Here is a 26,968-nt window from a genome sequence, read left to right on the forward strand (position 1 = left end):
GTTTGGTTCCGTCGCCGCGCGTCATATTCCGTACGAAACGAAAGAACATGTCTCACGAGGGGCGGATCGAACGCCTAAACGGCATAACGAACCTCACCCATTGGCGTCGTTTTGCCGATCGGTTCTTCGCCGTTAGGCCGCGACCGCCGCGACAACTGACGGCCTACCTAGTGGAGCGCGGTTTCTATCCCGACAAGCTCGACTTATACGGCTTGCCTAATGCTTTGGCCGACGACTACTTAAGCGATTTGCAGGTGGAGTTGCTGCCCTACGTCAACGGGCGTAACCGGCTGGTGTTAGAGAACCGAAATTTGTTTTGGCAGGTATTTAGCGGCGTTCTGCCCCTGGCTCGCCCCATCGCGCTAGTCACACGCCGGCAAGTGCGGGTTGTCGACAGGCTATGGGAGAAAGTAGTGGAGGGTGGCCAGGAGAACACACGCTTTATCCTCGTCGCGCTGCCGTTAGACGACTGCCAGGCTCAGCGGAGTTTTCAATTAGAAGTCAAAGGCGGTCGGGTGATTGCCGGGGGCGGCGAGGAAGCCGCTAGCGATCTGCGGGGTTTTCTCGCGGCGCAACCCGTGGATTTGCTCTTGTGCTTACGGGCTTGGTCGGCGCCTGGGTATGCAAAGCTAGCGATGGGAGTCGATAGCCGCCTTAAGCTGCTTTTTCTACTGAACCCTAAAGACAATCTTCCGTATCTGATCTCGGCGATCTACTTGCTCGACGGCATCGGCACGACGCCGGCAGGGGGCGACGGTAACGAGTATGTGAGCGCACGCATCGATAACGATACCGGCTGCATCGCGTCCATCGTCCGCGTCGAACAAGTAAGCCGGCGTCAGGAGGTTGCCGCTGCTTTTGGCGATAAAGGCGTCTTGGCTGTCGGCGATGCTATTCCCGGATGGTTGGAGCTTGTAATGCAGCTGCAAGCCGGCTTACGCAGGCTGCCGTTATTTGGCGTCATCCAACTTGACGTGGCCTTGGCCGAGAGCGGTCCCATGGTGGTCGACGCCGGCGCTCGCGTGAGTGCTGCGGCGTTCCAGGTTCATGGGCCCATCATGGGGGGCGACGTGCAGCGCAGGTTCTTAAAAGAGTTTGGGGTTTGACCGGTCGATAAACTGTGGTGGTGCGCAATGAAGCCGAACGATGACAGTCATCACGCTTTGTATTGCAGCGGGCTTGCCGGCGAAGAGGAGCTGCTGCGCTATAAGCGCTTTACGCGGGATTTCGCTGCCGATGAAACGAATGTCGGCGATGAACGGTCGATGTTCCTGTACCGTCGTGGATTCACCCCGGAAAAATCGACTTGTACACGTTTGACCGCGACGACCCCGAGTGCTTCTTAAGCGATCTTCAGCGTTGGATGACGCAGTTGATTAACGGCAAGTTTGCGGTTGTTTTTAATAACAAAGTTCTGTTCACACAAGTTTTTCGTAACTTTTGTCGCATTCCCGAGATTGTTGCGATTTGGCGCAGCGAACGGGTTATTCCTTATAGTCCCGTTTGGAATCAAATCAAATCGGGGCAATTAGAAGAGCCCGTTCGGCTGGTGGCAAAGCCCTTGGGAGGGGGAGGCGGCGGCAACATTTATTTTATCCGTGCGGGACGACAATCCGTGGTGGTGGAATCCAACGACCCGGAAGCGGCGCGAAGGCGACGCTATCCGCCGGCGGAAATCGATAGCCTTTTCGAAGGCAAACGCGTGCCTTTCATGGTGACCGAATATATCGAGCAGGGAAGCTTTTCTAAGGCGCTCTTTCCGCTCACTGTCAATACCTTGCGAATACTGGTGGTGCGAGACCCGGAGACGCTTGAGCCGCATATCGTCCGCGCGGTTTTACGAGTCGGGACTAGCGCTTCCTACCCCATCGATAACTTCTCGTACGGTGGGCTTAGCGTCGCTATCGATTTGGCGTCGGGAGTATTGGGTAAGGCGGTAGCGGCGGCCGGCCCTTATGCGGGGCGGAATATTGAGCAGCACCCCGATACCGGGGAGCGTTTGCAGGGTTTGGCAATCCCTAACTGGCGGGAGATAACGGAGCGTGTTCGTTATCTATTTTGCGCATTCCCTATATTGCTTATTGCGGATTCGACATTATTATTCGAGATAAAGATTTCGTTGTTATCGAGGGTAATAGCTTTAGCCAGGTTCGACTTTTTCAAATGCACGAGCCGCTGTTGAAAGATTCCGTATACCGAAAATTTTTGAAGCATTACGGTGTTTATCTCGGCGAATAGTTTTTATGTCTCTTGGTAGACCGCTAGGGGCGCGAGTTTCGCATTCCGCTAACCAAGTTGTAATCGGACCAATGAGGTGGTGACCACATGGAAGTGATGGCCATTGACGTGCTTCATATGCGTAATATGCCGGTGCCCAAAAAAGGCAAGGAGCGGCTACCGGTTCCCGACGCCGGCTATTCTGTGATCCTCCACCTTCAGGTCGAGCATAACGGCGTGCAGCATAGCGGGTTGGGCGAAATACGCGCAGTAACGTCAGTTAGCGGAGAGACGCCGGCGGGCGCCTTTAGTGCAGCCGTACGCCTGGGGGAGGTATTGGTCGGTGTCGAACTCGACTGTGGCCAGTCCGGTAGGGAGGCTACGGCCCAGGCGGCTCAGGCCGTTCGCTCGGCCGCCGAAAAAGCTTTCGGCGTGGCGCCGACGACGCAGTTACCGACGGGTTTGAATAGCGCCGTCCGGTTTGCTTTTGAGTGTGCTGTGCTCGATGCGATGGCGCGAGCCAGTTCTCGTAGCATGAGCGAGTTATTGGCGCTCGCACCAGCCGCGAGTGTCAGCCGAAATGTTTTTAGTCGGCCACTCTCCAATGCAAGCCGCTTACTGAATCAACTCATTGACGGGAGAGCCCCGTCGGGGTGGTGGCGATCGCGGTGTTCCTACTCGGGTGTCAGAGCCGGCGAGTTGATGAACACGTTAACAAGAGCAAATATCTGGTCGGCGGCAGGGTTCGAAGGACTGTGGCTCGACCTGGGCGGCCGTTGGCACGTCGACGATCTCAAGGCCTTTGAGGAGACGTTTAACAGCGGCGCAGAGACTCAAGGGGCTCCCGTTAACTTAATCCTTGAACAGCCCTTTCCTAGTTACGCAACGGCTCATTACGCAGAATTGCTAGCGCTCTCGCAGCGCTTGCGGGATCGCTTTGGCGTTGAGTTGCGCATCATGTTGGACGAGCCGGTTTGGGACCGTCGCTCGTTAGCAGAGCTGGATGAGCTGCTCCCGTTCGTCGATTTGAACGTTACGCCGCAAAAGGCTGGCAGCTTCGAGGAAGTATTGCAGGTCGGCGATTACCTTCGCGAGCGCAATGTCGGCGGCAAGATTTACCTCGGCAACGCGGCTTTGAACACCGATCTCAACACGCTTGCACTGACGGCTCTAGGCCAAATGTTGGGGCCGCGCTGCGGTTACTTCTCGGCGAGCAGGAAGGAGGAGAAACGGGTCCGTTTGATTCACTCGGGGGACGCCTGGCTTTCCTTGGATGACGCTGAGCTGCGTTTGCCGACTGGGCAGGGCTGGGGGGTGGTGCTGTGCCGCTCAGGGTTGGAGAAACGGCTGAAAAGATGCATTTCGTCCGTCGTCACGCGTTAACCGAAAGCGAACGGAAACGCACCTGGCAAAACGTGCTGACGCGCGCCTTTGACGATCGCTGGCGGGATGATGTGCAGGCCAGCGGAGAAGGCTTTAGCAAGTCGCGGAACAAGGCACAGGTTCTGGAATCCTCGGTTTACTGAGCGGGCATAGGGTAGCGCAAGGAGGCGCCGTTTATGCAGGAGTTACCCCCGTTGAGCGAGTTTCTAGCGTCTGCTCAGGTACCTGACTACGCGGTGACACGGCATATGGCGCGCAAAGAGAGTCAACCGACGGCTCCTTCGTTCGCCCGCAAGTTGGACGAAGCGGTGCGCAAGGCCGAGTACCAGGAGCGCGTTCTACAGCGTACTCCCTTTGCGCGTTTGGCGCGGCGGCGTCATTGGGTTCGCCGCTTTCTGGCCGAGCAGGGCTGGTTGACGGCGCAGGTTTACGCGGAAGGGTTCGCGCTGCCTGAGCTACGACGCGCGATCGGCGACTTGCATCGATTTGTCGTTAAGCCGATCCATGCGACCAATGCCTGGGGCGTGATGCCGCTGGTGCGTAGCGGCGAGTTCAGCTTTCGTAACCTGTTCGACGATAGGGAATATCGGCTTGTCGATCTATTGGCAGCGCTCGATGCGCCCATGCAACGTTATATGTTTCCGAACCTATGGCAGCTTGAAGAGCTGTTACTGCCGCCAGACGGTGAACCGTCACCTTTGCCGGATTACAAAGTCTACGCCTTTCAGGGCGAAGCGCCATTGATTTTACAGGTAAGGCGCGAGGCGGGGGAACCGCGTTACAGGTGGTATGACTCCACGTGGCAGGCGGTGAAAACGGGGAAACACGAAGACCGGCTCGACCCCGAGACAGTGCCGCCTGTTAACGCCGAAGCGATCTTGGAATCCGCGCGGGAAATATCGCGCATTTTACCGACAGCTTTTTGCCGTATCGATCTTTACGACACCCAGCATGGGGTGGTCGTCGGTGAGTTAACGCCTGAGCCGGGTTTGTACCATAAATTCGATCCGCTGGTAGATCTCTACCTCGGCGTTCTCTATGAGCAGGCTGAGCTAAGGCGGCTTACCGAGCTGGAAGAAGTGGCGACGTTACAGCGTACGAACAGCGAGGATAGACGGGTTATGCATTGCAGTTAATCAAGGCATTCCAGCAGCAGTTATAGCGATTTCATGTTCGGGAGGTCTTATGCAGCCTCAATATAACAAATACGACGATGAAGCGTCGCAAGCGCTATTCGCTAAAATGACCAATTACCCGTTAGGTCCGTTGCTGTTGGCAGAGGCTGCGGAATCCGACGGCGCCCGAATCTCGTGGATGACTAAGTTTATCTTTACCGCATCCCTGGCGGGAACCTCCGTTACGTTTTGGGATTGCCGGTCGGCGGATTCGTCGATTGCCGCGATGATTGCCTCGGATAAAGCGGTCGCGAAAAAGTTCATGTTAAAGGCGGGCGTTCCCGTCCCTACGGGACGGTTTGCGCGCACGCCTGAGAAAGCTGTCGAGCATTGGAAAAAGCTCGGGGAGGGACGCGTTGTCATTAAACCTAAGAAGGGACAGAAAGGCAGAGGCGTCTCGATCGGCATTTCCGACGAGGCGGGCATTGTCGCTGTTTTTTCGCGATCTCGCAGCTTGTCGGGCTTATTGGTGGAGGAGATGGTAGAGGGCGAGGAGTATCGGATTCTCGTTGTCGGCGGCCGGGTGATTTCCGCCTTGGGACGAGAGGCGGCCAATGTCATAGGGGACGGTATCTCAACGATATCGGAACTGGTACGGCGAAAGAACGTTATACGGTCGCAAAACCCCCACCTTTCGACCCGCTTGATTACCGAAGACGATAGCCTGCTTTCCTATTTGAGCAACCAAGGACTAAGCGTCGACCATGTACCGGCGGCGGGTCAGAAAATACGCTTGAAGGGAGAGGCAAATTTTTCCGCCGGTGGCGATTCGATCGATTGCACCGACGATATTTCCGAATATACCCGTAATGTCGCCGTGCAGGCGGTTGCCAGTATTCCGGGCCTGGAGTGGGCCGGCGTAGATGTGATCGTCTCGCCAGCGACAGAGCCTGACGGGGTTCCGCGTGTGGTTGTGCTTGAGGTTAATACGAATCCCGCGATAGGCAGCCACCATTACCCGCTGATCGGAAAGCCGAGGAATGCGGCGACGGCTATATGGCGACATGCGCTCAAGAAGCAAGAAGTATGGGACCGGTTTAGGGACTGGCGCTACTCGCCCGTCTAGCAAACCGTTTCCCGTTCGAAACGGCCGTGAGGAAGGTCCGGTAAATCCGTCGAATGCGAAGGGGGCATGACTTACTGAATGCAACATGCTTGGAGGCAGCATGCAGGTAGGATGCGATCGACCCAGCAGACCCACCGTTGTTATAGGCGGAGGCGTTGGCCCCCTGGCGGGTGTCTTCCTCCATGAACAGATTCTGCGGCACACCAAGGGGGTGCAACGGGACAGCGATCATCTTGATATCTGGCACGTAGCGGATGTATCGACGATGCCGGATCGTACCGCTTTTCTACTCGGCAGCCATAGCGATAACCCCTCTCATGTTATGGCGCGAAATTTGGTTCAGGTTGGGGAAATACTTTATCGGGCAGGCCGCTATTGGGTGCTAGCTGTGCCGTGCGGTACTTTTCATGCTGTGCCTATCCTAACGCCGCTCATCGAAGCCTGTAGCAGGAGTCCTAGCTTCTTAGGGCTTTACCACCTCATAGAAGAAACGCTTCGCTGTCTTCATGAGAGCCCGGCGAAACCGTATCAAGTCGGCGTTCTTTCCACGTTGGGGGCATATAGCGCGGGTGTTTGGCGCGAGCCGCTAACGGCCGCCGGCTTTGCCGTGCTCGAGCCTGAAATGACGACCCGTGCCGCCGTCCACGACGCCATATACAACCCTCAGTTAGGTTTGAAAAGCGTGACGCCGCCAAGCGAAACGGCTTACACGGCCATCGTGGGGGCCGTGGCCGAGCTTGCAGCGAGCGGTGCGGATGCAGTCATTCTCGGATGCACGGAGTTGCAGTTTGTGCGGGACAAACTGGTAGACGCTTATCCCGAACTGTGCATCTGCGATCCCGTCAGCGTTCTAGCACAGTCGCTTAGTAATTTGGCAAACGGAGCAACCCCCCTCTCGTATCACAGCGAGGGTTTTCTATATCGCCATGGGCAGGATAAAGCAACCAGGTCGCTTAACCGGTCGGAGGTCACTCGATAATGTCAGTCAGTACGGTGCAACAGCTCATTACCGATGCCGAACTAGGTCAGGGGGAGCTCATCTCCGTGGTAACGGAAATCGAAGCTCGGCGTCTAGGTCTAAAGATAATTCCCGTTACGCGAGGGATGTTCTTCGCGGAAGATCCGGCGGGCGGTCGGCGAGCGCATTTTTATCGCGCCTGCGGTTCGTCGGTAACGCGCGCTAGCGAGTTGTTAATGTGGAATAAGGCCGCCTTCCGACGGTTTCTGAAGCTCAATACTAAGGTTTGCCTGGGGGATTGGGCTTGTTTCGAGCAGCAAGATTATAGCGAAGCGCTAGCGTTCGCCCAATCGCTCGATTTTCAGGTTGTGCTCAAGCCGGCTGCTTCCTCGAAGGGGCGGGGCTTTGTCGGCTCGATCAAGGACGAGGCTTCGTTCGCAAACGGCTGGCGTTATACTCGCAGATACGCCAGCCGTAGCGGCATCTTGGTAGAACGTCGATTTGTCGGAGCCGACTACCGATTGTATGTGGTCGACGGCAGTGTGGTCGGCGTACTCAAACGAGAACCGGCCTCGGTGGTCGGCAATGGCACAGCGTCGGTCGAACAGCTCATCAATGAGAATAACGCGAGAAGGCGACTGAATCCCCATACTGCGGGGCGGCAGATCGTTGTTGATAATGAAGTCCTTGCGAACCTTAGCGATGCAGGGTTCCGGCTCAATGATGTTTTGCCAGAAGGTGTTCGGTTAAGGTTGCGAAAAAGTGCCAATGTTTCTGCTGGCGGAGATTTTATCGATGTGACTGACGATGTTCACCCTTCCTACCTTTCCGTAGCGTCCGAAATAGCCAACGCCTTACGGCCGGTGCAACAGTTTGGGTTGGACTTGTTAACAAAGGATATTCGAAAGCCGGCTTCGCAAGGATATTTGGTCATCGAATGCGAAGGCGATCCCGCTGTCAGCAATGCGCATTTTCCGATGCAGGGCATCGGCCGTAATGTCGTGGGAGAGATCGTAAGAAGTTACTTCCCAGGCGTGGATAAAATTGCGTTCCCAGATGGTTTGGTTGGAGCAACGGGCATCGATTACGCCCTCATGAAACCGGGAGGGGCCGGGTACGAAGCGGCAGAATTAGCCATTGACCGTGTTATGACGCTACGTTCGCCCAACAGAAAGCGGCGAGCACTCCGTTCGGGCGGTCGGCAAAAGGTCGAATCGGGCGCAAGCGAAGCAGCTAGTCCCAACACCGATTCGGCAGCGTTATCGTTGCTTATCGAAGGGAAGGTGATCGGTGTCGGCTACAGGCGCTGGGCGAAGGCGCGCGCCGAAGAGTTAGGACTTTCCGGATGGGTGCGTAACAGAAGCGACCGCAAGGTCGAGATGGTGATCGCGGGAACGGAAGAAAAACTGGCGGAAATGCAACAGCTGTGCCGGCGCGGTCCGGCGAAAGCACGTGTCGAAGGGGTAACGGAGGCGAGTTACACCGGCAAGGTTGCCGCGGGATTTAGAAGGCGTAAGTCCAAGCAGGTGACAGAGCCAGAGGGCGTCATATCCAGCAAGTCCAAGCCGGCGTCCGAAGCCCTGCCGGCGTAGGCGGTGCTTATGGGCAATGGCATGGTAAGCACGGCTTCGAACGGCAGTTTAGGTATGCTGTATGAGACGGCCGCTATCGAGCTGATTAAGGCCTCGGCATTGTTCGATGAGACGTGGTACCAGGCGACGTACCCGGATGTCGTCATGCTAGGTATGCCCCCTATCGAGCATTATCTGCGAGTCGGGGCCTTGCTTGGCCGAGATCCGGGGCCAGGCTTTTCGACCAATGCCTACCTGCGGGCGAATCGGGATGTGGCAGAAGCCGGTATGAACCCGCTTTACCATTATGTGCTGTATGGCAGGTCGGAAGGGCGGGAGCTAGGTAAGGGCGAGCGCTCGGTCGGATTCTATCGCCACCGTTTATGGGCAGGGTTTTCGCGCCAGGCTTTGCAAGGCCTCATGGAGTACGAGCGCTCGGAGCAGCCTGCGCTAGCCCGTAGCGCACGGTGGGCGTTAGCGCAGTGGTTCCATGCCCACGGCGAGAGCGTTGTGGCCTTAGATTTGTTGCGGCGGCGCGGCGATGCCCCGACGCAAAGCGAATTGGTAGCGGAAGCTAAGTGCCTTTCTTGTCTGGCGCGTACCGACGAGTTGGCGCCCTTGCTCGAACACACCTATGCCGATGTGCTCGGAGATCAGCGACGTTACGTGTTGCTCAATTGGTTAAATGGGCAACCGGAGCGGATGGGGGAATGGCTCGCGTTAATTAACGAGTTGTTCGACGCGCATGACCTGTTGCCGCTGATGGCGCGTGAGCCGACACGCCCGCTTGCCTTGGGAAACCTAACGACGGGTCGGAGCGTGGAAGAGCGGCACCCAATAAAGGGGCCGTTGGTTACGGTTATCGTTCCCGCTTATAACGCCGAGTCCTCTATTCGTATCGCCCTTAATGGCTTGCTGGAGCAAACCTGGAAGAATTTGGAAGTTATCGTTGTGGACGATGCCAGCGAGGACTCGACGGCGGCAATTGTCGAAGCCCTTCAGTTTGTCGACCCGCGGGTCCGGTTGATTCGTCACACCGCTAATCGAGGTGCCTACCCGGCCCGCAATACCGGCGCTCGTGCCGCAACAGGCGACTTTATCGCCGTGCACGATAGCGACGACTGGTCCCATCCGCAGAAGATCGAGCGGCAAATGGCGGCTTTGCTCAGCGATCCTCATCTGGCGGTTACGTATAGCGATTGGGTGAGAGTAGATAAGCAATTAGTCTTCGTTGGTCCCTGGCTTCTAAGTGGGCGCTTTGTTGAGAAGAACCACTCCTCAACCCTTCTGCGGCGGTCGGTATTCGAAGCGCTCGGCGGTTGGGACGAGGTGAATGTCGGCGGCGACACGGAGTATTTGTGGCGCATCGAAGCCGTTTATGGCAGGTCGGCGATACGGAGCGTTCTGCCTGGGCTTCCGCTATCGTTCTCGCTCGCCGCCTCCGATTCCTTGACTCGGCACAAGGCGACTCATGTCAAAACGATACACTTCGGTTTGCGGCGACTTTACCGAGAGGCTGCGCAATGGTGGCATCGCTCGAATGAAGTGCTGCATGTCGGTGCTAATGATGGCCGGCGTTTCCCGGCTCCAACGGGCAACCTCCGCGGCTGTTCCGATACCTACGATGTGTTGGCGCTTGCCGATTGCTCGGTCGACAACCCGGATTTGGAGCGTTTCTGTGAACGTATAGTCGCTTCCCATCTGGCGCGGGGGGCAAAGGTCGCCATCTTCCATTGGCCTGTGTACGAAGGTCGTTGGAACGCACCGGTGGCGGACTCGGTATTTGAGCTGTGTCAGCGGCAAGCCGTGGCGCTCGTTAGTCCCGGCGATTCGTTCAAAGCGCCCTTGATCGTCGTTGCAGATAGTCGGCTACTTGAGTTTCCGGTGGACGCGCTGCCCCGCGTCCACGGCATAGAACAAACCGTCTTGGAAAAGGATTCGGCTAATACCCCAGCCGTTCTCGTAGATAGCCGGATACGGACCCTGCTTGGAGGGGCCGCCGGTAGCGCGAAATCCGGGGATATCCAAAGGTACCGACCGAATCGCGAGGAAAGTTCTGCTATCCAGGAGGTTATGTGGGCACGCGCACGTTCACCAGCCGAATAGCCCGACGTCGTCGGCGTTGGGCGGCGAAAAAGATGTGGCAAGCGAGGCTCGCCAACAAACTTGAGGCGAAGCTATTCGCCGCCCAGCATGGAGTGCCCGTTCCGGCTTTATATTGGTTTGGGGATCAGTTCGACGCCTTGCCGCCGGAAGGCTTGCCGGCCCGTTTCGTTATCAAACCTTTTCGCGGCCACTCGGGAGAGGGTGTCTACCCGATCGCCGACGGATGGAATCAGGTTGCCGGAACCGAAGTTGACTGGGAGTGGTTGCGGCAACGGTATCGCGCAAAAGGCGAGCCGGTATTAATCGAGGAGTATGCACCCACTAAAACGGGTGCTTATGACTACGTCGAGTGTTACAAGGTGTTTGTTTTCGGCGAGCGCTGCATCGTCCGCGTTAACCACGACAAGTTCGATCCGGACAAGCACGATATCACGACGCTGTACCAAGGTTTTTTACCGAGGCTTGGGAGTTCATCGAGGAGCCGATCAGCGATTATGCGCCGCATCGGGGGGATATAGAACGCCCGCAGCAGTTGAACAAACTCCTTGCTTATTCCAGAACGCTAGGCGCCGCTTACGATACCTTCGTGCGTATTGATTTCTACATTACCCCCTCGGAAGTCATCTTCGGCGAATTTTGCCCGTTTCCGTGGGATGGGCAGACCTTTACCCCGTTTGGCGACCGCTACTTCGGCGAGCTGTGGGAGAAGCACGTGGGAGAGAAGGTGTAGCGTAGCCGGCCGCTTCTTTCTAGGGTACATGACAAAACAAGGATGTTGTCATGAGCGCTAACGAGTTAGACCTTATTAAACGTTCCGCCTATTTCGACCAGGCCGCTGGTATGTGTCGCTTTATCCGGACGTGGCGGCGAGCGGCTTGGACCCGGCGCAACACTACTTGCAATACGGCGGCTTTCTTGGGCGAGCGCCTGGGCCCGATTTCGACAGCGCTTGGTATGCTGCCACCTACCCCGATGTGCGGGCAGCCGGGCTTAATCCCTTAGTTCATTTCCTGCGCCACGGTCGCAGCGAGGGCCGGTTGCCGCGAGCCAATCCCGCCGCGGACCTGGAAGACAAGCTATGGATGGGGTTTTCCCAATCGGCGGTCGGCGAGTTGGCGCGAATCAGTGCGGATGAGTCTGCGCCGCGGGATTGGCGTAGTTATGCCTATTGGGCGTTAGCGCGTTGGTATGCAAGCCGACAGGAGTGGCGACGTTCGGCAGCCGCGCTGCGGGCAAGGCGAGCCCTGCGGCCTGCGTTTCCCGGGCATCTCGGTCCTATCCTGCTGGAAAGCGATTGCTTACGACGGTTGGGGCAAGCCGCCGCCGCGCAGGCGCTGCTGAAGCGCGCTTTGCATACGCGCGCGCGATCGCCCGATCTGTTACTCGCTCTCGCCAATACCTGCGACGGTTCGGAAGAGGCCGAGCGCCTACGGCTGGACTGGATCAACCGGGTATACCGGACGGCCGGGCTCGCGCCGTTGCGCAAGCGTCAGCCTAATAAGCCGCTTGCGATCGATAATGTGTGGGCATCTCGACGCTGGCGTTTGGCGGGCTTTTTCGGCCCTAAAGTCAGCGTGATCGTGCCGGCTTACAATGCCGCCGCCACCTTGGCAACAGCGTTGAGCAGCGTACTTGAGCAAAGCTGGCGCAATCTGGAGGTGCTAGTCGTTAACGATGCTAGCAAGGACGGTACGGCCGAGCTTATCGCCGATTTCGCGCGTCGGGATCGACGCGTCGTTGCGTTACGGCATGACGAAAACCGGGGCGCCTACGCAGCCCGTAACACGGGTTTACAGCAGGCGACGGGAAAATATATCACGACCCATGACAGCGACGATTGGTCGCACCCGCAAAAGCTTGAGTTGCAAGTGCAGGCTCTGGAGGCGCGGTCGGATATCGTCGGCGTGTTAACTTCCTGGGCACGGGTTGAGCCGTCTTTGCATTTCGGGCGCTGGCGAGCCGAGTCTGGCTTAGTGCATCGCAACCTCTCGTCCTTCATGTTTCGCCGCGACGCGATCGAGCGAGTCGGCGCGTGGGACGGTGTGCGAGCGGGAGCCGACGCCGAGTTCTACCGGCGCCTGGAGCGGGTGTTTGGCGCCACCGCCCTCAGCGACATTCAGCCTACTATTCCGTTAGCATTCGGTCGCCTGAGCGAAGGTTCGCTAACTCACCGGCAGGATACGCATCTACGCACTCAGTTTTTCGGTACGCGGCGGGAATACGATGAGGCTGCGGCTTGGTGGCATAGCCACAGCCGGCCTGCAGAGCTGTACATCCCGCCGCAGGCAAGCGAACGCCGGTTTCCGGCTCCCGACCGACTGCTCGATCAGCGACCTGTCTGGCGGCAGGTGGATACGACGGTTGTCGCCGATTTCGGCGAAGGCTCGGGCGAGCTGTACGACTTCGTGGAATCCTTAGTCGAGCGGCAGCAAACCGTCGCCTTGTTGCATTGGCCGGATTTTGACAGAACGCCTCTGACTTTCGTTGCCGACGCTTATCGTGGCCTCGCCGCCAAATCGTCGCTCGCTATCCTGGCGCCGGACGATGAGCTGGAGACAAACGTTTTGCTCATAAAAGAGGCGCATCTGCTGCGTTATCGGCTAGACCGAGTGCCGAGTATTCGTTACCAGCGTTTGTTGGTCGACGTGGTTGGTAAACCGGCGACGGCCGTAGCGTCCAGCCTTATACGAGGCAATCTATTCGCCTGCTTTGGCTCGCAAGGGGAGTGGTGCGAGTCGTTCGCAGACGAGCGGCTTTTATCCGAGGTGTCCGTATGATGTCGGCTCGCCGCTGGAGGGCAGAGCAGCTGATTGCCCAGTCGGAGCTTTTCTCGCCGGCTTGGTACCAGACGATCTATCCGGACGTTCGGCGCGCGGGGATCGACCCGTTACAGCACTATCTTAGTCACGGCGCTGCCGAAGGACGCGACCCCGGCCCCTGGTTCAGTGCGAGCGTTTATGCTTGGCGTTACCCCGATGTAGTCCAGACCGGCCTTGAGCCGTTACTCCATTACTTACTGGTTGGCCGCCGCTTAGGCCGTTCCGGCGCGCCGCAAGGCTTACCGGGTAAGCGGCGCGCGCTTCCCGGCAAACGACGGATATTGGTCTGCGGCCACGCCGCGGGCACAACCCTTTTCGGCGGCGAGAGGAGTCTACTCGACGTGCTTGACGGGCTGATAGCCATCGGTTTCGAGCCGGTTGTCAGCGTGCCCCAACTGCGTAACCCAGATTACTTGCAGGCACTAACGGCCCGATCGATGGCGGTGGAGTATATTCCGTGCCCTTGGTGGGACGAACGCGTGCCGCCGGCGGAGGCGGTTGTCGAGCGCTTCGTCGGCGTTATCGAGCGTTTTCGTGTCGGGGCCGTCCATGTCAATACGATCATGCTGCGCGAACCGTTGCTTGCCGCGCAGCGGATGCACATTCCCGGCGTCGTCCACGTGCGCGAACTGCCGTCGCACGATCCTGCCTTGTGCGATGCCATCGGAGCGGATTCGGAGACGATCGTCGCGAGCTTGGCCGCTCGGGCTACGCATCTCATTGCCAACTCTCGGTTTACCGCTAGCCGCTTAAACTCGCTCGCGCAGGTGGATGTCGTGCCGGGGCGGGCGCCGGATTTCTCCGCCATGTTAGAACAGCGCTCGTGGTGCGGGCGAATTAAGGTCGGGTTGATCAGTAGTAATACGGCGAGGAAGGGGGTGCACGACTTCATTGCTGTGGCTCAGCAGTTAAAACGCGCCTGTCCGGGAGCACGGTTCTTATTAATTGGCCCGGATAATGCCGTCACCGAGCAACTCAAGCAGAGGCAGTCCTGTGGGCAACTGGCGCCTAACGTCGTGTTTGCCGGTTATGCCCAGACCCCGGAAGCCGCTGTTGCTCAGACGCACATCGTACTCAATTTAAGTCATGTGCCCGAATCGTTTGGTCGGACCGTGTTGGAGGCGATGGCAGCCGGTCGCCCGGTGGTGGCCTACGAACAGGGCGCGTTGCCAGAGTTAGTGCGATCCGGCGTTAACGGTTTTCTCGTGCCCTTTGGCGATATGAGGCGCCTTGTAGAGAGCGTTCAAGCCTTGTGCAACGACGCTCGGCTACGACAAAGAATGGGGGAGGCAGGCCGAAAAATGGCGGCCGAAACGTACGGTTTCCAGGCGCATTGCAAGGCTTTGGCCGCCGCTTACCGCCGTATCTTACCGCCGCAGAGATGCGAGCCCGCATTCGCCGAAGGTCAGGGTGTTGAAAAATAAGGTAGGCAGTGGATGCAATATCAGACTTTTCCAGACGTTACCGGCGGCTCGAATTCGCTGCAAAAACTCAAGGCCCTCCGCTTGCCCTCGCTGGCAGGAAAGCGTTTTTTAGATGTCGGTTGCAACGAAGGTTATTTTGCCGGTTACGCCCTATTTGAAGGCGCAAGTCGGGTGGTCGGTATCGATTATTCGAAAACGGCCATTGAACGGGCGCAAGCGCGATTCCCCGATGCCGAGTTTTACCAGCAGTCTTGGGATACGCTGCCCGAGGGGCCGTTCGATGTGATCCTGCTCGCTTCCGCCTTGCATTATGCGGACGACCAGGCCGCTCTGCTAAAGCGCCTTATGAGCGCCTTGAGCGAGAGCGGGACCTTGGTCTTGGAGCTGGGCATTGCCCAATCGGGCGACAACACATGGATTTCCGTTACCCGTAGTATCGACGAGCGCTTGTTTCCTACCCGCCGCAAGCTTAATGAACTACTGGCCGATTACGCCTGGAAGGTGATCGGCCATAGCGCCCCCCAGACCGGCGATCCGGTGCCGCGTTATGTGGTGCATATCCGCCCTTTAAAGCCGTATGTTTTTCTACTGCTGGAGACGCCCGCCACCGGCAAGTCGACGCTGGGCCGAGTCTTGTTCTCGCGCGCGGAGATTCCGGTGATTTCGGGCGACCGCATCTATATGCAAATTGCCCGCGGGCAGATTGCTGCTCCGGCGGCGTTGACGGCGGTGGTGAGTCACGAGTTTTCTACTGCTTCCATCGATCGCGTTACGACACAGGTGTTTCAGCACGGTTTACTGGACGACTTGGTAGACATTTGGTGTGCCCAAGCAGGCTATAGGGATTTCGCGCTGGACTCTTATGTCCCCGCCGACTATCGGCAACAGGTCAGTAACCTCTTGCTCGATAAAGGTTATATTCCCGTTTCCCTGAACTGGGAAATGAACAAAAGCATGGCGACGCCGGCGGAAGCCGAGGAGCGCGCGCAAGCCTATACGGAAAGTTTGGCGAGCCAGCACGGCGAACGGCGGTTGGGGACGATAGATGTGCGTAAGACCCCGAGCACGGCCGGCCATAGCCTGATTTACAAATGGCATCTGGATCAGCCGGCGAAAGGCGAACTGCGTCCCAACGGCACGCACTTTACGGTGTCCGGCTGGGTCTTGCCCAACACGGCTGTAAGACCGGCCGCCGTTTATGCCCGCTCGGGTTTGGAGCGTCTGCGGTTTGCGATCGATCGGCGCCGACGCGATGTCGTTCAAGCCTTCCCGGAAGCGGCCGCTCGGAGTAGCGAACAGTGCGGCTTTAGTTTCGTGTTGGATGCAGCTTGGCTTGATGCAGGCGTGGAAGTGGGCTTTGTGGTGGAAGACAAGCTATTACCAGTGGTAACGCTAACCGTGCCGGAGTCTCGGCCCGAGGTTTCAATCGTGCAGCGAATAATGGCTGACTTAAGGCGTCGGTTCCGACAGCGATTTGCCTAATCGACGGACCAGCAGCTGTTGCAACATCTCGCTTGTGTCGCTCCCCTCCGGAAACAACAGCGAGTCGATGTTAATGGCGAAGTTCTCCATGCGATGGGTTAGGTTAGGGTTGTAGTAAGGGTCCGGGCTTAGCAGGTGCCCCCAGGTTCTTATCATGTAAGCGATTTCGCTTTGCTCGCGTGCTTTCTTCTCCGGCGTGTCGTCCGCCCCCGCGATACCGATTCATGATGATAAAGCTCGGCATGCGGCGTCCATAGATTGCGGTAACCGGCTTGCCGTACCTTCAGGCAGAAATCCACATCGTTAAAGGCGATCGGCAACGCCGCTTCGTTAAGGCCCCCGACCTGCCGGTAAACCTCCTTGCGTACCAAGAGGCAGGCTGCGGTGACGGCAGAGTAGTTCTGCGTACAGGCAGCACGGTAGTAATAACCGCTATCGTGGCGGCCGAAGTGCTTATGCGCGTGTCCTGCAACGCCCCATAGTCCGGTAATAACCCCCGCATGTTGAATAGTATCGTTGGGATACAAAAGCTTAGCGCCGACGCAGCCGATCTCTGGCCGACAAGTGTGCGCCACCATCTCCGTCAACCAATCGGAGCCGATGACTTCGATGTCGTTGTTCATCAAGCAGATGATGTTGCCTTTTGCTGCTTCCGCACCAACGTTATTAATTGCTGAATAGTTGAAGGGGTGATCGTAGCGCAGTATGTGAATGCGCTGATCCTCTCGCCGAATGGACTCAAAAAGCTCAGTGTGGCGGGGTCTTTGCTTTGATTGTCGAGCACGAGGATCTCGAAGTTGCTGTAGCTGGTTTTCCCCAGAACGCTGCGAATACAGGTTTCTAGCAGGTCGCGCCGGTCCCGCGTAGGTATGAGTAAGCTGACCAAAGGCTGCGGCCGCGGCACCGGGTAGCGAACTCGGTAGGTGCCGACAGGCCGAGCAGGTTCTACAACCGCATTGCCGTGTCCTAGCGCGGTTAGGTAAGCCCGGCGTACCGATAACGCTGCTTGTTCTTCATCCGTACTCAAAGGCGGGCGTCTGGGGGAGAGCGAGGAGCGATGGAAGAGCACTTTCGGAATATGGGCGATCTCTGTGTCTGCCAGTAGCGGTAGGCAGCGATAGAGCAGGGTGTCGTTCGGCTTGCTGGAGGGCAGCGACCGAATCAGGTCGTAGCGGTACAGGCACAATTGGCCGACGTAGTTGTACGACAGCACCAGATCCGGGCTCCAGTCCGGCTTGAAATGCGGGTCCAGGCGGCGACCTTCCGGCGTTATGGTGTCTTCGTCGCTGTATAGGATTTTGATGCCGGGGCGTTGTCGTAGAGCATCGGCAACGTAGTAAAGCGCGTCCTTGGCGAGGCGATCGCCCGCTTTTAGATGGGCGAAGTAGCAGGAGTCGGCGGCTTGCTGCGGCGGTAGAGCAGGTAGGTCGGAGCTCGGGTGCGCCGCGATCCGGTCGTTGCCGTAGTCGGCGCTCAGGCTGTCTACCTCCGCTGGCTGCAAGTCCAGGTACAGCGTCCAGTGCGGATAGGCTTGCCGGCAAACGGATTCCAGGGTTGCCCGTAACTGCGTCGGGGGCGTGTCGCCGGCCGTGAGCAGCAAGACAATGTGCGGCGGGTTCGTCAGTTTATCGAGTGTTGTCGCGATTTGGGCGAGGTCCGAACGCCGCGGGATTTCAGTTGTTCTTATCCAAATACGGTAGGGGTCTTCGCTAAGCAACCACTGCACGAGGTAAGGATGATATTCGCGAATCAGGCGGAGCAAAAAGCCTTCTCGACCATGACGACGCCAGCGAGCCCAGGACTTACGGTAGATCCGAGTGCGGCTGCCGTTTCGGCGACTGTCGTTGCGGCTTATCCGCCGCATGATGTGAGCGTACGACCCAAGGGCGGTATGCCGCCGCAAGGTGACGCGAACCGCCTTCAATGCGGCAGGAGCATCAAATTCGAGCCGCAGTTGTTGCAACGGTCGGCCGGAACAGAGCCGCAGCTCAAATTCGCCGGCGGCGCTCCCGCGCAACAAGCGCAGCCCTGGGCCACCGGTATCGCGCCTGAGTGTCGCTTCCTGCGGCGGCTGCATTCCCGCTGTGGGGTAAACGGAAACCCGAATGTGGTACCAGCCGGGGCGGGCGCTAAGGCCACTCAAGTCGAGGTGCCGGGCGTCGTCGATAGGGCCTTTCCAAGTTGTTGTTTTGAAACGCGTTACATGCTGTGTCATGAGCGCACCTAAGCTGGAGAGGCTGAACGGTCGGCGATCGTCTAGGTCGTTCGTCACTGCTAACTATGAGAGGCGAAGGATGTCGTTACGCTGTGCGTTCGTAGCTTGCAACCGTAATCCGAGCCGGTTCCGGCAAGACCCTTCGTATATTTACCGCTGCGAGAACCTGGCGGCGGCAATGCAGGCGGCAGGACACCACGTGTTTCTTGGCCATTTGCGCGACTTACCGTTACGTCCCCAATTCGATGTTCTGCTGTTCCACCGCCCGCGCTATTCCCTGCGCCTACGGCTGGCCGTCCATGCGGCGCGGCGAGCCGGAGCCTTGGTGCTGGCGGATGTCGACGACCTTGTCTTCGACGAACGTCAGGCGGCGTTCAGTCCCGCTGTCTTGAACCGCCAGTTGCCGCTGCAAACCGTCAGGCGGCAGTACCTTGCGCATTACCGTGCTTTGCAGTTGTTCGATGTCATCGCCGTGTCCACCCAACCGCTGGTCGAGGCGGTGGCGCGTTCGTTTCCCGGAACTCGGATTCGGCTGTTACCGAACGCGGTGCATTATCGGTGGCGGACGCTATCCGCGCCGCCGTCCCGGAGCGGGCCTAGTGCACGCAAAGTCATGACTTACCTGCCCGGCACCGCCAGCCACGATCGCGACTTCGCGGTAATGGCGGAACCGATACGGATATTCCTCGACAGGCACCCCGACGTTAGCTTGCACGTTACCGGTCCGATTGATTTTTCTCTCGCCGCGCGGCCGGGGCAGGTAATACACCGAGATAAGGTCGCTTTCGCCGATTTTCATCCTCGGGTGCAGGAAGGGTGGGTCAATCTCGCGCCGTTAGAAGCGACGCCGTTTACCCGTTGTAAGTCCGCCTTGAAGGTGATGGAGGCCGCCTTTTGGGGGATTCCGACGGTTTGCTCGCCTACCCCCGATGCCGAGCGTTTCGCTGCCGCCGGCGCACTACTCGCTCAAAGCGGTAAGCAGTGGTTGGCGCACCTCGAAGCTTTACTGGATTTTCATTACTACCGTCAGTTGACGACTAGCTTACGGGAGCGGGTACTGGCGTTGGCCGATGTGCAGACGATTGCTGCACGTCTGCTGGCAGAAGTTCATCGCGAGCGAGCGGCGTAATCATGCTGATAGGGCTTAATCAGTACCTCCGTATGGCACAACACGATGAACGTTTAGCGCGCTGCGCCGGCGCCGGTGCGATGACATACCCTGGGTCTTGCTCCGCCGGTTGGCGCACCGGCGGCGGCAGAAGGGCTTTTATGACGCGTTTACCTTAATGCTGTTCCGGCGAGCTTGGCAGCGCAGCCGACGGGCTTCCTGCTTGCTCGATTATTTGGCGTATTGTCGCGACCTCGGTCGCCCGCTGCCGCTAGCGCGTCGGGCCGAGCTTAGCGATGCCTTGCCGGCTTTGCATGGGCGCCGTTTCTACTTGGCACAGGGCTTACTGGCCGAGTCCGGCGGCGATCCGCCAACCCAGTGGGGCGAGGTGTTAAGGGAGGTTTGCCGGTGTCAGCAGACATGGCGCTCACAGTTTGCCGCCCATGTCGCCCAGTGTCGCGACCAGGGAATATGCGTGGTGGGAAACGCGCCGGTAATGCGGGGGAGTCGCTTGGGAAGCTTCATCGACGGTCAAGGTTTGGTTATGCGTTTTAACCGTTTCTATTACGACCCATCGTCGGCAGTCGACAGCGGCAAGAAGCACGATGTCTGGGTGCGCTCGCCAAGCCTTGATAGGGCGCCGCCCGCCGCTGTCCGCTGGGTCGTCGTCAGCGGGCCCGATGTGATATTCCGCCTCCGGAACTGGGGGGCATTGGCTGACATTGTGGAGCAAGGCGTTCCTGTGCTAACGGTCCCGCTGGAGGTATGGCGAGCCTTAGTGAAGAAACTCATGGCGCCTCCAAGCGCCGGCTTACTTAGTTTGGCTTGGCTCCGTCAGTTGCTCGGAAGCTGGCAGGGTGTGAGCGCTGTCGGCTTTAGTCTCGGCGATAGTAACTGCCCGGTGCCGCGTGCAACGCGCCACCATTGGGCGCAGGAGCAGGCCTTATTGCGGCGCTGGCAGGCCGATGGCCTGAACCTCGTGTCGGATGCTGCCAAGGAGACGGAGCATGGCTGAGCGACCTTGTTATCTGGCGTTTTCCCGCGGCTTGGTTGCCAATAAAGGCTTGTCTGAATTACTGGGGGGGGAGGTGCTTTATCGGGCTGTTGGCAGCAGGCTCCCCAAGCACGTAAAGGTTTTGGCTTGGGGACGTAAGCCCAGTGCCCGCCGTGCGGTCGAGTTTGCTCGTCGTAAGGGGCTGGCGGTGACGCATTTGGAGGACGGGTTTCTCCGCTCGGTCGATTTAGGCGACCGCGACGCGGCGCTGTCGCTGGTTACCGACGAGCTGGGGATTTACTACGACGCAACTTGCCCATCTCGGCTGGAGCGTTTAATACGAGCGCCCATCGGTGCAGCCCAGGCCGCCCGTGCTCGGGCCTTGCTACGGCAATGGCGGGAGGCAAGGGTCTCCAAATATAACCACGCGCGAGAGGCTAGCGCCGGCTTGCCATCTTCCTTTGTGTTGCTGGCGGACCAGACGGTCGGCGACGTGTCGGTGCGTTACGGCTGTGCCGGACCGGCAAGTTTTCAGCGGATGTTAGAGGCAGCGCTGGATGAAAACCCGGGCGCGCCAATCTTGCTCAAAGTGCATCCCGATGTTTTCGCCGGCCGTAAACGCGGCTATTTCGACAAGCTAACAACCGCTCAGGCGGCCAGGGTCCGAGTGCTTGGCCAAGATGTGCACCCGGTTGCCTTGCTCGAGCGCGCCGAACGCGTGTATGTCGTTACCTCGCAGTTGGGGTTCGAGGGCCTGTTGTGGGACAAGCCGGTACGGACTTTCGGCATGCCTTTCTATGCCGGCTGGGGTTTGACGCAAGATGAGCTCGCCGCGCCTGAGCGGCGCGGTGCGGCGACAGTCGAGCAGTTAGCCCACTCCGCGTTAGTGGCGTATCCGCGTTACCTCGATCCGGAAACCGGCCGCCGTTGCGAAGTAGAGCGTGCGGTCGAATGGATGGGGTTGCAACGGACGCTGCGGGAGCGCTTCCCCGAGCAAGTATATGCGCTTGGCTTCTCGCTTTGGAAGCGGCCCATTGTCCGGGCGTTTTTCAAGGCAGCCAGGTGCGGTTCGTGCGCCGTGAGCAGCAATTGCCGAAACGGGCTACCGTCGCGGTATGGGGACAGCGGCCGGTGGCGCGGGGGCGGCCTGTTATACGGTTGGAGGATGGCTTTCTACGCTCGGTCGGGTTGGGAGCCGAGTTGACGCGTCCGTTGTCTTGGGTGCTCGACGAGCAGGGACTGTATTACGACGCCGGCACACCATCCGGCCTCGAACAGTTATTGCAGTCAGCGCGCTTTGAGCCGGCGTTACTCGCGCGTGCCCGGCGTTTGCGCGAGCGTATCGTCGAATTGGGGCTGACCAAGTACAACGTCGGCCAGGGCGAGTGGCGTCGTCCGGCGGGGGTAAACACGGTAGTGCTAGCGGTTGGGCAGGTGGAGGGCGATGCGGCGATGCGCTTTGGCGCCGGCGCCGTGACGAGCAACCTCGGCTTACTGCGCGCTGTCCGGCAAGCCGTACCGCACGCGTATCTTGTCTATAAACCGCACCCGGACGTTTTGGCAGGACTACGAGCAGTGGGAAGCGGCGAAGCCGATTGCGTTTACTGGTGCGATGAGGTCGTGGCCGATGTGCCCATGGGGGCGTTGCTGGAAAGTGTGGACGAGGTTCACGTCATGACCTCGCTAGCCGGGTTCGAAGCGTTGTTAAGGGGCCGCCAGGTTGTTACCCATGGTCGGCCGTTCTATGCCGGCTGGGGGTTAACCCAAGACCGCGCGCCGATAGCGCGGCGCAGTAGGCAGTTGAATTTGGACCAACTGGTGGCGGCAAGCCTGATCCTGTATCCCACCTATGTCAGTCGCGCCAGCGGACGTTTTTCTACTCCCGAATGCGTACTTCGCGAATTGGAAGCGTGGCGCCAAACGGCGCCCGATGCATCGCTCTGGCGTTATCTCTTCCGCTGGCTATACCGCTGCCAGCGTGGGCTTGAGCGATGGCAAAGCGGCGATAAACAGGTGAAGAAAACGGCGAACCTCGAATAAGGCTTTGCGGGCGCTATGCGCGCCGCAGAATGACAGCGTAGCAGTCGTGGGACGGTATTGAGTAATAGCCGCCCGCCTTGGCGGGGCGGCAGTGTCATCGTGTGCCACAGCAAGGGGAGAGGCTATGGCTGGAAAGGTACTGCTATTGCAAGGGCCGATGGGACCGTTCTTTTCGCGTTTGGCGAGCGAGCTTACGGCGGAAGGCTGTGCGGTGTTCAAGATCAACTTTCATGGCGGCGACGAAGCCGATTACAGGCACCCTGGCGCGTTAGCCTATACGGGCAGTTTCGCTGAGTGGCGCGATTATTTAGCGGCGTTCATCGCCGAGCAGGAGATCGATCGTGTCTTCCTGTACGGCGATCGTCGGCCTTATCACGTAGTAGCGCTGGATGTCGCGGCGTCGTTTCGTATTCCAGTCTATGTATTCGAGGAGGGTTATGTCCGCCCCGCGTTCGTGACAGTCGAGGCCGGCGGCGTCAACGGGCGCTCCAGCCTGCCCCGAGACCCCAACGATTACCTTGATCGAGCCAAAGCAGGTGCCGCAACTGCGGACACCATCGCCCGGCCGGAAGTGAATCCCGGCAAGCTCGCCTTTTGGGCTCATGCCTGGTTCTCCACCCGCTATGCGGTGTACTACTGGCTAGGGCGTAAACGCTACCCGCTCTATCGTCATCATCGGCCCCTGAATCCTTATATCGAAGGCGCCCGCTGGGGAATGTCGGCGTGTAAAAAGGCTTATTATCATTGCGCGGACAAGCGCCGTGCGCGGCGATTATTCAAGCCCTTGAGAAAACGTTATTTTTTGTTCCTTTGCAAGTCCATTGCGATGCGCAGGTTCTCCATTACTCCCGCTTCGAGTCTATTAAGGCATTTATCGAAGAAGTCATTGCCTCCTTTGCCGGCCATGCGCCGGCGGGGACGATTTTGGTCTTCAAGCAGCATCCGATGGATCGCCCCTATTGCGATCACGGGGCCGAGATCGCTAAGCTCGCGGCGCAATATCGGGTAAAAGCGCGTGTCGTTTACTTGCGGGAAGCCGATTTGCCCAGCTTGTTGCGACACGCGCAGGGGACGGTGACCATCAATAGCACGGTCGGTTTATCGTCGTTGCACCACAAAACTCCCGTAAAAGTACTCGGCAAAGCGGTTTACGACATTCCGGGCTTAGTCGCCAAGGTGGACCTCGACCAGTTCTGGACGGAACCCGGCACAGTCGATTCGCAGCTCTACAAAGCCTTCCGGCGTTATCTGGTCACGACCGTATTGGCGAACGGTAATTTCTATCGCCGGGTTCATAAAGGTCTTGGATTGACCGGCGTCGCTTGGCCGCTGGGTACCGTCACGGCAACCTGTCGGGGCGCGACGCCGCCACGGACGGTTCGTCCGGGGTCGGCGGTCGCCGCCGACTCGGTGAGCGGGGAGGCCGCGCCTTTGTCTACCGCAGGCATGACGACGTTGAGCCAGCAAGCATAGTTCGGCGCTGCGGCGTTCGGAAGCAGCGCCGCCGCTACCCGCACGATGTTGGTGCGTAACGTATACACTATTGCCAGAAAAGCGGCCGAATGCGGCAGGCACATAACTTGCTTGTGTACAGTGTTGTGTACCGAATGTGGAGGCAAGTTATGGCCTATCGGGTCCGTATCGAGAATTCTTCCGTTGAGTTCGAGGCGGAGCAAGGCGAGCCGTTATTAGACGCGGCGCTGCGTTGCGGCGTTGAGCTGCCCTTCGACTGTCAGTGTGGAGGGTGCGGTACCTGCCGGGTACAGGTTCGTCGTGGTGACATTACTTACGATTTACCGCCCATGGCACTTACTGCGGAAGAGGAGGCCGCAGGCTTTGCGTTAACCTGCCAAGCCTGCGCTGCGTCCGATCTCGTTATTCGTTTGGATGATGCTCTTGCAGCGTCTCCCGCTGAAGCTTGCGGAAATCACTCTCTGAGGCTCCGAGAGTTGGCGCCCTTATGCCACGATGTCATGCGGCTCGTGTTGGAAGTCGAGAGCGGCGAAGCCTTAGCGTACCGTGCCGGCCAGTATCTCGACGTATTGCTGGATGGATCGGAGCGGCGTAGTTTCTCTTTCGCCTCGGCACCGGAAAGGGGCGTTATCGACCTACACGTTCGACGCGTGCCGGGTGGACGCTTTAGCCAGTATCTGTTCGAGCAGGCGAAGCCTGGGGACATCCTGCAGATAGAGGCGCCGCAGGGCGGGTTTTACTTGCGCGAGGAGAGCGAGCGGCCGCTGTTGATGGTTGCCGGCGGCACCGGGCTTGCGCCGATTAAGAGCCTGATTGAGCGTGTGATTTACTCAGGCGTGCAACGTCCGGTTTATTTGTATTGGGGTGTGCGCTCGCGGCGGGATCTCTATCTGGATATCGAGGCCTTGGGCTGGGCGGCAAAGCTTGCGCAGTTTCGTTATGTTCCTGTGCTGTCGGAGCCGGTGGGCAACGACGGCTGGAGCGGTCGCGTTGGCTTCGTGCACCAGGCGGCAGCGGCGGACTTGGCCGACCTATCAGGCTTTGACGCCTACCTCTGCGGCCCACCGGCGATGATCAGCGCCGCCAAAGGCGCGTTTGCCGCGAATGGTTTGCCCATAGAGCGTATTTACGCCGACGCCTTTAATTTTGCCCACGAGTTAACGACCGCGCCCACTCGCCAGACGGCCTAAATAAGGAATGCTCGATGAGTCGTAGTTTACTGCTAAAAAACGCCACGCTACTTGCCACGCTCGATGCCGAGGAGCGGGAAATCGAGAATGGAGCGGTATTTATCCGCGATAATCTGATCGAAGCGGTTGGGCCGAGCGATGAGCTGCCGCAAACGGCGGATACGGTGATCGATCTGAGCGGGCACGTGGTCATTCCCGGTCTGATCAATACGCACCATCACATGTTCCAAAGCCTTACCCGAGTGCTGCCGGCAGCACAGGATGCAGAATTATTCGACTGGTTGAGCGCCTTGTTTCCGGTTTGGGAGCGGATAACCCCGGCCATGTCGAGTACCGCCACCCAAACGGCGATGGCGGAGTTGATGCTCTCCGGTTGTACGACTGCCGCCGACCACGCCTATTTATACGTGAACGGTATCCGGCTGGACGACAACATCGCCGCTGCGGCCGAGATCGGTATGCGTTTCCACGCTGCGCGTGGTGCCATGAGTTTAGGTCGCAATGCGGGAGGATTACCGCCGGATGCGCTGGTTGAAGCGGATGAAGATGCCATTCTGAAAGATATGCAACGGCTTATCGAGACGTACCACGACGCGGCTTCCGACGCGATGGTGCAGATTGCCGTAGCGCCGTGCTCGCCGTTTACGGTAACGACGGATTTAATGCGCGAGGGCGCAGCCTTGGCGCGCAGCTATGGCGTGGCGATGCACACGCATACGGCGGAGAACTGGAAGGATGTAGCGTTTAGCCAAGAGCGTTACGGCATGACGTCGACCCAGTTTACCGAGGAAGTCGGTTGGGTGGGGGAGGATGTGTGGCATGCGCACTGCGTGCATCTCGACGATCCGGGTATTGCCTTATTCGCCCGCACCGGCACGGGCGTGGCGCACTGCCCCTGCTCCAACATGCGATTGGCCTCAGGCATCGCACCGGTGCGAAAAATGCTCGACGCGGGAGTGAATGTCGGCTTAGGGGTCGATGGCAGCGCCTCCAACGATAGCGGCAGCCTGCTCAGCGAAGCCCGGCAAGCTTTGTTATCGGCGCGGGTCAAGGATCAGGAACCGGCAGCGATGACAGCCCGGGAGGCATTGGCGTTAGCGACTCGGGGGAGTGCTGCTGTGCTTGGTCGTGGCGAGAGTCTTGGGCGTATTCAAGCGGGGTACTGTGCCGACGTGGTGGCGTTCCGGCTAGACGATATTGCCTTGGCCGGTGCGCTTGTCGATCCGCTGGCTGCTTTGGTGTTCTGTACGCCGCCGCGGGTGGCTTACAGCGTTATTAATGGCCGTGTAGTGGTGGCGGAGGGGCAGTTGACGACGCTGGAGTTGCCGGTGTTGGTGGAGCGGCATAATCGTATGGCGGGGGTGTTGGTTCGGGGGGATTAAGGGGGGGTGGTTAGGTTCTGGTGTTGGTGGTTTAGTTTGGTGCGCTTCGCGCGATTGGTTTGGAAGGCGGGGTCCCGCCCCTGCGGGGCGTCTGGGGTCTGCGCTTAGTCGCTATTGCCTGTGGTGATGCCTAACGGCCTGTTTCGCCCTCCTGGGCGAGTCCCTTTTGGCTCAGACCCTCCCTGGTCTTCGGCCTTCGGCTCGCTTAGCGCACCTCATTCGCTCCCGGCGAATGAGTCTTTGCGTCGCCAAAGAAAAGGAACCAAAAGAAAGGCGACCCGGAGGCGCTGCCCCGCTAACGCGGGGTTCCCTGCGCTTCTCGGTGCTTTCGGGGTTCGCCCGACAGGCCTTTGTCGCTGCGCTAT

At 58.8% G+C, this 26,968-nt stretch carries 23 protein-coding genes and 1 pseudogene; 21 read left to right on the plus strand and 3 right to left on the minus strand.

Annotated elements, in window-relative coordinates:
* The first annotated feature begins 47 nt into the window (after window positions 1-47).
* From CAI21_RS13945 to CAI21_RS14005, 14 genes are all read left to right on the plus strand, one after another.
* Window positions 48-1,106 (plus strand): hypothetical protein, encoded by a 1,059-nt coding sequence (locus tag CAI21_RS13945; protein WP_116302844.1) that lies wholly within the window; start codon window positions 48-50, stop codon window positions 1,104-1,106.
* A gap of 27 nt (window positions 1,107-1,133) precedes the next feature.
* A complete protein-coding gene (locus CAI21_RS22905; RefSeq protein WP_147305117.1) occupies window positions 1,134-1,346 on the plus strand; it encodes a hypothetical protein in 213 nt (70 codons plus the stop codon).
* On the plus strand, window positions 1,307-2,182 hold the full coding sequence (locus CAI21_RS13950; RefSeq protein WP_116302845.1) for a sugar-transfer associated ATP-grasp domain-containing protein: 876 nt from the start codon (window positions 1,307-1,309) through the stop codon (window positions 2,180-2,182). Before CAI21_RS22905 ends, CAI21_RS13950 begins: the two co-directional genes overlap by 40 nt.
* A 143-nt stretch (window positions 2,183-2,325) precedes the next feature.
* Window positions 2,326-3,600, plus strand: coding sequence for an enolase-like domain-containing protein (locus CAI21_RS13955; protein WP_116302846.1), 1,275 nt, complete (start codon window positions 2,326-2,328; stop codon window positions 3,598-3,600).
* Between the two features lie 176 nt (window positions 3,601-3,776).
* The gene (locus tag CAI21_RS13960) at window positions 3,777-4,736 is read left to right on the plus strand and encodes an ATP-grasp fold amidoligase family protein (protein WP_116302847.1); all 960 of its coding nucleotides are present in this window, start codon (window positions 3,777-3,779) and stop codon (window positions 4,734-4,736) included.
* Window positions 4,737-4,785: 49 nt separating this feature from the next.
* Window positions 4,786-5,841, plus strand: coding sequence for an ATP-grasp domain-containing protein (locus tag CAI21_RS13965; RefSeq protein ID WP_116302848.1), 1,056 nt, complete (start codon window positions 4,786-4,788; stop codon window positions 5,839-5,841).
* 100 nt (window positions 5,842-5,941) lie between these two features.
* Window positions 5,942-6,820: an aspartate/glutamate racemase family protein gene (locus CAI21_RS13970; protein WP_181919437.1), complete on the plus strand. Its 879-nt coding sequence runs from the start codon at window positions 5,942-5,944 to the stop codon at window positions 6,818-6,820.
* A gap of 347 nt (window positions 6,821-7,167) precedes the next feature.
* Window positions 7,168-8,391, plus strand: coding sequence for an acylphosphatase (locus CAI21_RS13975; RefSeq protein ID WP_181919438.1), 1,224 nt, complete (start codon window positions 7,168-7,170; stop codon window positions 8,389-8,391).
* 9 nt (window positions 8,392-8,400) lie between these two features.
* Window positions 8,401-10,476 carry a glycosyltransferase family 2 protein gene (locus CAI21_RS13980; RefSeq protein WP_116302851.1) on the plus strand — a complete coding sequence of 692 codons (2,076 nt, stop codon included), beginning with the start codon at window positions 8,401-8,403 and terminating at the stop codon, window positions 10,474-10,476.
* Complete coding sequence (locus CAI21_RS13985) at window positions 10,446-10,994, plus strand: ATP-grasp domain-containing protein (protein ID WP_147305118.1); 549 nt, start codon at window positions 10,446-10,448, stop codon at window positions 10,992-10,994. The genes CAI21_RS13980 and CAI21_RS13985 overlap by 31 nt, the downstream gene beginning before the upstream one ends.
* Window positions 10,961-11,206: an ATP-grasp fold amidoligase family protein gene (locus CAI21_RS13990; RefSeq protein ID WP_258868126.1), complete on the plus strand. Its 246-nt coding sequence runs from the start codon at window positions 10,961-10,963 to the stop codon at window positions 11,204-11,206. Before CAI21_RS13985 ends, CAI21_RS13990 begins: the two co-directional genes overlap by 34 nt.
* Window positions 11,207-11,318: 112 nt before the next feature.
* Window positions 11,319-13,253, plus strand: a complete 1,935-nt coding sequence (locus CAI21_RS13995; RefSeq protein WP_116302854.1) for a glycosyltransferase family 2 protein — start codon at window positions 11,319-11,321, stop codon at window positions 13,251-13,253.
* Window positions 13,250-14,719, plus strand: a complete 1,470-nt coding sequence (locus CAI21_RS14000; RefSeq protein ID WP_147305119.1) for a glycosyltransferase family 4 protein — start codon at window positions 13,250-13,252, stop codon at window positions 14,717-14,719. The genes CAI21_RS13995 and CAI21_RS14000 overlap by 4 nt, the downstream gene beginning before the upstream one ends.
* A gap of 12 nt (window positions 14,720-14,731) precedes the next feature.
* Window positions 14,732-16,201, plus strand: a complete 1,470-nt coding sequence (locus tag CAI21_RS14005; RefSeq protein ID WP_116302856.1) for a class I SAM-dependent methyltransferase — start codon at window positions 14,732-14,734, stop codon at window positions 16,199-16,201.
* Here the strand turns inward: CAI21_RS14005 and CAI21_RS22910 are convergent.
* From CAI21_RS22910 to CAI21_RS24000, 3 genes are read right to left on the minus strand one after another with little or no spacing between them, the layout of a single operon-like run.
* On the minus strand, window positions 16,169-16,357 hold the full coding sequence (locus tag CAI21_RS22910) for a hypothetical protein (protein WP_147305120.1): 189 nt from the start codon (window positions 16,355-16,357) through the stop codon (window positions 16,169-16,171). The genes CAI21_RS14005 and CAI21_RS22910 overlap by 33 nt on opposite strands.
* A complete protein-coding gene (locus tag CAI21_RS23995; RefSeq protein ID WP_404840878.1) occupies window positions 16,354-16,935 on the minus strand; it encodes a glycosyltransferase in 582 nt (193 codons plus the stop codon). The genes CAI21_RS22910 and CAI21_RS23995 overlap by 4 nt, the downstream gene beginning before the upstream one ends.
* Window positions 16,824-18,416: a glycosyltransferase family 2 protein gene (locus CAI21_RS24000; protein WP_220348297.1), complete on the minus strand. Its 1,593-nt coding sequence runs from the start codon at window positions 18,414-18,416 to the stop codon at window positions 16,824-16,826. Before CAI21_RS24000 ends, CAI21_RS23995 begins: the two co-directional genes overlap by 112 nt.
* A 79-nt stretch (window positions 18,417-18,495) precedes the next feature.
* Here CAI21_RS24000 and CAI21_RS14015 point away from each other — a divergent pair, with 79 nt between their 5' ends.
* The 7 genes and pseudogenes from CAI21_RS14015 (at window position 18,496) to CAI21_RS14045 (ending at window position 26,603) form a co-directional block, all read left to right on the plus strand.
* A complete protein-coding gene (locus CAI21_RS14015) occupies window positions 18,496-19,545 on the plus strand; it encodes a glycosyltransferase family protein (protein ID WP_116302858.1) in 1,050 nt (349 codons plus the stop codon).
* Between the two features lie 157 nt (window positions 19,546-19,702).
* Window positions 19,703-20,539 (plus strand): glycosyltransferase family 29 protein, encoded by an 837-nt coding sequence (locus CAI21_RS14020; RefSeq protein ID WP_147305121.1) that lies wholly within the window; start codon window positions 19,703-19,705, stop codon window positions 20,537-20,539.
* Entirely contained in the window at window positions 20,532-21,722 is a 1,191-nt protein-coding gene (locus CAI21_RS25000) for a capsular polysaccharide export protein, LipB/KpsS family (protein ID WP_258868957.1), read from the plus strand. Before CAI21_RS14020 ends, CAI21_RS25000 begins: the two co-directional genes overlap by 8 nt.
* Window positions 21,719-22,558: a capsular polysaccharide export protein, LipB/KpsS family gene (locus CAI21_RS25005; RefSeq protein ID WP_258868958.1), complete on the plus strand. Its 840-nt coding sequence runs from the start codon at window positions 21,719-21,721 to the stop codon at window positions 22,556-22,558. Before CAI21_RS25000 ends, CAI21_RS25005 begins: the two co-directional genes overlap by 4 nt.
* Window positions 22,559-22,715: 157 nt before the next feature.
* Window positions 22,716-24,031, plus strand: a pseudogene (locus CAI21_RS25010) (capsule biosynthesis protein).
* A gap of 149 nt (window positions 24,032-24,180) precedes the next feature.
* The gene (locus CAI21_RS14040) at window positions 24,181-25,221 is read left to right on the plus strand and encodes a 2Fe-2S iron-sulfur cluster-binding protein (protein ID WP_116302862.1); all 1,041 of its coding nucleotides are present in this window, start codon (window positions 24,181-24,183) and stop codon (window positions 25,219-25,221) included.
* Between the two features lie 14 nt (window positions 25,222-25,235).
* Window positions 25,236-26,603 carry an 8-oxoguanine deaminase gene (locus CAI21_RS14045; RefSeq protein WP_116302863.1) on the plus strand — a complete coding sequence of 456 codons (1,368 nt, stop codon included), beginning with the start codon at window positions 25,236-25,238 and terminating at the stop codon, window positions 26,601-26,603.
* Window positions 26,604-26,968: the final 365 nt, after the last annotated feature.

This window comes from Alkalilimnicola ehrlichii, from assembly GCF_003399765.1.
Lineage (GTDB): Bacteria > Pseudomonadota > Gammaproteobacteria > Nitrococcales > AK92 > AK92.

Coding starts and splice junctions, on each gene's coding strand:
- CAI21_RS13945 (WP_116302844.1), top strand. CDS start 48: ATGTCTCACGAGGGGCGGATCGAACGCCTAAACGGCATAACGAACCTC.
- CAI21_RS22905 (WP_147305117.1), top strand. CDS start 1,134: ATGAAGCCGAACGATGACAGTCATCACGCTTTGTATTGCAGCGGGCTT.
- CAI21_RS13955 (WP_116302846.1), top strand. CDS start 2,326: ATGGAAGTGATGGCCATTGACGTGCTTCATATGCGTAATATGCCGGTG.
- CAI21_RS13960 (WP_116302847.1), top strand. CDS start 3,777: ATGCAGGAGTTACCCCCGTTGAGCGAGTTTCTAGCGTCTGCTCAGGTA.
- CAI21_RS13965 (WP_116302848.1), top strand. CDS start 4,786: ATGCAGCCTCAATATAACAAATACGACGATGAAGCGTCGCAAGCGCTA.
- CAI21_RS13970 (WP_181919437.1), top strand. CDS start 5,942: ATGCAGGTAGGATGCGATCGACCCAGCAGACCCACCGTTGTTATAGGC.
- CAI21_RS13980 (WP_116302851.1), top strand. CDS start 8,401: ATGGGCAATGGCATGGTAAGCACGGCTTCGAACGGCAGTTTAGGTATG.
- CAI21_RS14000 (WP_147305119.1), top strand. CDS start 13,250: ATGATGTCGGCTCGCCGCTGGAGGGCAGAGCAGCTGATTGCCCAGTCG.
- CAI21_RS14005 (WP_116302856.1), top strand. CDS start 14,732: ATGCAATATCAGACTTTTCCAGACGTTACCGGCGGCTCGAATTCGCTG.
- CAI21_RS22910 (WP_147305120.1), bottom strand. CDS start 16,357: ATGATAAGAACCTGGGGGCACCTGCTAAGCCCGGACCCTTACTACAAC.
- CAI21_RS24000 (WP_220348297.1), bottom strand. CDS start 18,416: ATGACACAGCATGTAACGCGTTTCAAAACAACAACTTGGAAAGGCCCT.
- CAI21_RS14015 (WP_116302858.1), top strand. CDS start 18,496: ATGTCGTTACGCTGTGCGTTCGTAGCTTGCAACCGTAATCCGAGCCGG.
- CAI21_RS14020 (WP_147305121.1), top strand. CDS start 19,703: ATGCTGTTCCGGCGAGCTTGGCAGCGCAGCCGACGGGCTTCCTGCTTG.
- CAI21_RS25000 (WP_258868957.1), top strand. CDS start 20,532: ATGGCTGAGCGACCTTGTTATCTGGCGTTTTCCCGCGGCTTGGTTGCC.
- CAI21_RS14040 (WP_116302862.1), top strand. CDS start 24,181: ATGGCCTATCGGGTCCGTATCGAGAATTCTTCCGTTGAGTTCGAGGCG.
- CAI21_RS14045 (WP_116302863.1), top strand. CDS start 25,236: ATGAGTCGTAGTTTACTGCTAAAAAACGCCACGCTACTTGCCACGCTC.